The following is a 5,169-nucleotide window of genomic DNA, read 5'->3' on the forward strand; positions in this document are numbered from 1 at the left end:
ACGGTAAGAATAATACTTAGATAGGTCCGAACTAGTACAAATGCCACTGTCATAATACTCCTTCACTCCCGCTACTTCTATAGTCTTCTTTATCTCTAGGGCAAAATCACACTCATAGGCTGGAGGTCGAATACAAGGAGCTAGCACGGCAACCACATCAGCTGGATTTGTACCATACTCCTCAGCCATTTTATCCAAGGCAACACGCACAATCTCAGCCTTGGTTCCTTTCTTACCTGAGTGCACTAGGCCAATAGCCTTGTTCTTTTCGTCTAATAAATAAACGGCCCCACAGTCCGCCACGTAAATAGCGAGTAACACACCTGGCACATTTGTGATCAAACCGTCAACGCTTTGAATTATGTCTCCAGCTAGCTCTCTCACCACAGCAACTTCACCACCGTGCACTTGCTCAGCTCTCCAAGTGTTTACCCAAGAGAAGCCAAGACTCTCGATCTCACTTTTATGGTAAGGCAATAAGCGGGCGACGGTGGCATCTCTGTCAGCCTCGACATCAACGCCAGCTACTCTTCCGATAAAGGATGATTTGAAACCTCCGCGTGCTATGGGTCCTAGAAAATTATCAGCCACGGCCTCAGACTAGCTAGACCAGCTTTAAAATCAAAAACATTCACAATATACCAGCTCAATAGGAGCAACTTTAACAGTTCTAAAGAATATTTCCTAACAGATTCAACAATCCCGCTAGACTCTGTCGTTCATAGAGACTTAGGATAAAAACATTCCCTGAGCTTGCTGCAATCAAATCCACATCCTAGTCTCCCAAACGAGCTCTATCGTCACCGATTGCGGCGCGTTCGTCCAAGCCCCTGTACTCAGAGACGACAAGCCCGCTAGGCGTGCCGTCAAGTGAAATAGATGACTCATGTTGGTCGCATCGCAGCAATCTGACCGATAACCAAGAAGTCAAACTCAGGGAGCTGATGGACACAAACGTATATCTATTCCAAGTTGATCTTCTAAAAGAACAGCCCAAGGAGCTTTAGAAATGCTTTAGCATTCAGCATGCTTATCAGGAGCGGGAGCAGTGGTGGAAGGCTTTTCACAAAATGCCATTGGGACCGCTTCATGACTTTGCATCCAGACTTAAACCTTAGCTAAAAGCAATCGTAGGCTCAGCAATATACCATCCCAACACTAGCGTCGTAGAAGGTATGCAGTACAAAGTCATCTTGAGAACCGCCCGCGGCTAACGAGATCACCATACTTGTCTTTCTGAAAAGTAAGCACAACATTCCCTCTCTTCGACGATGAATCTAATATTTTGTTGTAGTGTGATTTAAAACCATATGGGTGTGGGCGCCTATTTAGTTCTTCTCTGGAAGAATTCCCCGAGCGACTAGGTTGTTGATACGTCGTGCGACATTCTCTAGTCCATCGACCACAGCGTCAGTGTAGCTTCTGCCATCAAGAGTATTCGTGCCATGGCCAGCCACAGCGTCACGGAGACCAGCAAGGGCTTCGTCTTCGTGGTGGAAGAGTTCGACAATCACCTCGGTGAGTTTCCCTGTTTTAGCGCTCGCTGTGAGTAGTGATGCAATCCAACCATCGTCGGTGGACAGGCAGCCACGAGTTGTTAGCGCTGATGCGTGGAACATACCGAACTCTCCAGACTCAGCGATCTGCTCGATCAATGCTTCGTTTTCAGGAATGCTGAGAGATGAATCGCCGCAATGGGCTGCATCCACGAGTAATTTGAAAAACTTATTACCGAGAATATCATTCAGTCCTTTTGCCACTTTCCACACGCGACCTAGATCGGTGAATGTAGTGAACTCAACCCCGCGAAGAAACTCAAACTGCCAGACAACGAGGCCAGAATCCGCAATTCCAGCTTCATCGTATACACGTTTGTGCACCTTGATAATCTGCTCCACCGCAGCATCAAAATCAGCACCTTCTTTACGCTCTGCACCCGAAAGCCATTCTTCAAGAGAAGTTGACCCCACCTCGGTGACTCCAAATTTCTTAGCGGTGTTCACGCCTTCCACAAGTTGTGCAACCACTGCATCTTCATCTGCCGGATCCATCGGATTGGCTCCACCGACCATTAGAATGATTTTAACAATCAGCCCGAGTCCTTGAAGCCCCTTGTACATTTCCGCTAGGTCATCAGCGTCAGTTCCATTGAATTGGGAAATCTGCGCGGAATCGATTTTTACAGGTGAACGCTCAATCAATGTGCGCATCTCAGCCAATGCAAAGAGTTCGCCATTCTCATCACGAGGAAGCTTTCCGTCATCACCAGGAACCAGTCCTCCGACAAATTTCACATGTGTTGGACACACACCGATTTCAATATCCGCTCTCAGTTTGATTGTTTTATCCATAAATTTAATGCGAAATTGCCATTAGCTCTCAAAACCGTCAACTACTACCACGACACAAAATCAGCCAAAACAATTTTCATCCATAAAGGCTTCCCTCTGAAAGCTCCCTGCTCACTAGCATACAACACGATTTCAAGGTCGATCAACTCAAGGCCCTCTGCCGTATTTATGCAAAAATTTGCCCAATCTGTACCAACCCAGAATCTATAGGGAGTACGTTAAATGAAATAGCCTTCAATTAACATGCAACTTCATGAAAACAGGTAATCAATGAATCTTAACTATCAGCACTTTTATATTAAAAAAATTTAAAGGACTCCACTAACTTTTGTCGGTTAAAACAAGTTTTCATAAGCATTCCATAGCCACAACCGCTCTAATAAAATTTGGAATCTTTAACTATATAGGAGAGCTAATTCCAAAATAAAAAGACCGACAGAGCTTCGACTTATAAAACTATTTTTCCCCCTTCCCAGAGCAAAGGCCACTAATAGAGTTCTGGGCTGTGAGCCTGAGCCAACAAATATTTCGAGACACACCCAGCCGATTCTTCGCCGTACTAACATGGCGCTACGGTAGGCTCTACATTGATGCACTTGATAAGATCGAGAGCATTCAGCGCCACCGCCATGGAGTTGGGCTTACCCGCCCCGAGCTGATTCAGGTCTGCGAAGACATTATCTGTAACGGGATCGACGATATAGAACTGCCCGAAGAGCTAGACGAGGAGCAGAGCCGCATCACTGCTCCTGAAATGCTCCGTCAGATGCTTCAGTCCGAGTGGTTAGAAGAACCAAAGCGCTCGGACTACCAACGCGTTTACTACCTAGATAGCCGTGCTGAACTCCTGCTCGAGTGTCTACGCCGTATGGCTTACCCTGAGCAAGTCAACTTTACAGATAAGCTTCACCTTGTATGTTCACGCATCATGGACAAGGATGCTTTCGACAAGCACCCGCTTGCTGACCTAGAAGCCTGTACCGACAACCTGCGCTACGGATTGCAAGAACTGCGTTCTATGCAGCAAGGCATGGCCAGCCTCACCCAGCGACAACTTCGCTCGGACTCTATCAAAGAAAACCTCGCAGTTCTTTACGACGACTTCTCTGAAAATATTGGCCAACGTGCTTACAAATCACTGATTGCCCTCGACATTCCAGTGCGTATCCCCCTTGCCAGAGAACAGCTCAATCAAATCCATGGTAATCCGACTATCATTGCTAAAATGGAGTTGGAACTAAAGAAGCGCCATCCAGAGCTCACAGATAAAGAGGTCGCAACAAGAGTACAAACTGCATTATCGGACACCTCTAACATGCTCGATAGCGTGGAGCCTCAGGCCGAAGCTGTCGACCGTCGTGCTGCCGATTTTGCACGCCGTTCCTTTGCCCGCTTCCGCTACCTACAAGAAGTCTCTAGCGGTCGTCGCGCTGAGGTAAGAGAGCTTTTTGAAACGGTCAATGAGCGTTACATGGAATGTAAAATCAATGCACTGCCCGAAGATCTTGAGCTTCCTAGCCTTAAGATCCCTGCAGTAAGTCTGCTTGCTGGAATCGACTCCCTATTTAAACCTCGGACGATAAGAGCCAAGGGTGAGCCCGTGCCACTCGAGGACTTCTATGATGACGATGACTCTTTCTACGCACTCGAAGAAATGAGTAATAACATCAATTCCTCGCTCACCACTCTTCGCGCCAACCGTTTTTTCCAAGACCTCGATGTCGGGCCTGACGGACTAGAATCAAAAGACATTCCTACCGACCTCGACCAATGGATGCTCAACACTGTGGGGCTGCTACTCCATAGTGACACTCTAGAGAGCGAATACGAGGTCGACACACCGCGTGATGAAAGCACGCACGACATCCTTCCGGAGCCAGACCTTGTCGATGACATACTCCTCGACCAATTCACCATCCAACCAAAAGCACGATGAACCCAACAGCTATAGAAACTGATACAGATCAGTCATTGTTTAACAATAACCTGCGCGATCGAGATCGCCAGATGCTGCAAGATGTAGCACATCGTTTGCTAGCGCACGGCTCACTCCTCCGCGCTCGTGGGGCTGAGCGTCCACTCTACGATTGGTCGATCGAGCACCAGCCTTGGTTAGAAGAATGGGCCGCACTGTTAGGCCTTAAAATAATTATCCAACGAGATGAACGACTGCTCATGGCGATCCCTGAGGTCCCCTCTCTCACTCGAAAACTCAAACGGGACGAAACCCTCGTTGCTTTAGCCCTCTGGTATGACTTCGACGTCGAGGTACGTGAAAACGGAGCACACGATGTCTACTTTAACCTCCGTGAGTTTAACGAACAGTTTCAAAATAAATTCCCTAACATGCAGCAACTCTCGCAGTCGCGCATGAAGGAAATCCTCCGTCGATTCGTGCGTTTCAACCTTATCGAAATGGACTGGGAAGATGAATTCTCTGACTCGGTGATTCAGATTTTACCGACACTCCGATTCGCTATTCCATTCCCAGGAGTTGAACAATGGGTCAGAGCTGCCAGTTCTTTCAAAGCTGAGCCTGAAACCGACGATACGACCGCCGAAGAAGATGCCGAGGTCAACGATGACGACACTGAGTCAGACGAGACACCTATCACTACTGCCGAAGATGAAGCCACAGCAACGGGTTCAACTAAGAGTGAAAGCATCCTCGATTTCGATGAGGATGAGGACGAGGACGAGGAGCAATAAACACTTACCCGATTTAACACCTAACTAATCTTCCACGCATGAGCCGAAAAATCGAACTCACACGCATCCACGCAATCAACTGGTTTGGCTACCAAGATACCTTTGATAT

At 47.5% G+C, this 5,169-nt stretch carries 4 protein-coding genes; 2 read left to right on the forward strand and 2 right to left on the reverse strand.

The window, feature by feature from the left end; genetic code table 11:
* Together ABGY95_RS11505 and ABGY95_RS11510 are read right to left on the reverse strand one after the other, a co-directional pair.
* Positions 1-591, reverse strand: a 591-nt coding sequence (locus tag ABGY95_RS11505) for a laccase domain-containing protein (RefSeq protein ID WP_347441828.1), incomplete at its 3' end; no start/stop codon positions are given.
* A gap of 737 nt (positions 592-1,328) precedes the next feature.
* On the reverse strand, positions 1,329-2,351 hold the full coding sequence (locus ABGY95_RS11510; protein ID WP_347441829.1) for a hypothetical protein: 1,023 nt from the start codon (positions 2,349-2,351) through the stop codon (positions 1,329-1,331).
* A gap of 505 nt (positions 2,352-2,856) precedes the next feature.
* Between ABGY95_RS11510 and ABGY95_RS11515 the strand changes: the two genes are divergently transcribed.
* The gene (locus tag ABGY95_RS11515) at positions 2,857-4,287 is read left to right on the forward strand and encodes a Wadjet anti-phage system protein JetA family protein (protein WP_347441830.1); all 1,431 of its coding nucleotides are present in this window, start codon (positions 2,857-2,859) and stop codon (positions 4,285-4,287) included.
* Positions 4,284-5,060 (forward strand): DUF4194 domain-containing protein, encoded by a 777-nt coding sequence (locus ABGY95_RS11520; protein ID WP_347441831.1) that lies wholly within the window; start codon positions 4,284-4,286, stop codon positions 5,058-5,060. Before ABGY95_RS11515 ends, ABGY95_RS11520 begins: the two co-directional genes overlap by 4 nt.
* Positions 5,061-5,169 lie beyond the last annotated feature (109 nt).

The organism is Rubritalea sp. (assembly GCF_039830215.1).
Taxonomy (GTDB): domain Bacteria; phylum Verrucomicrobiota; class Verrucomicrobiia; order Verrucomicrobiales; family Akkermansiaceae; genus Rubritalea.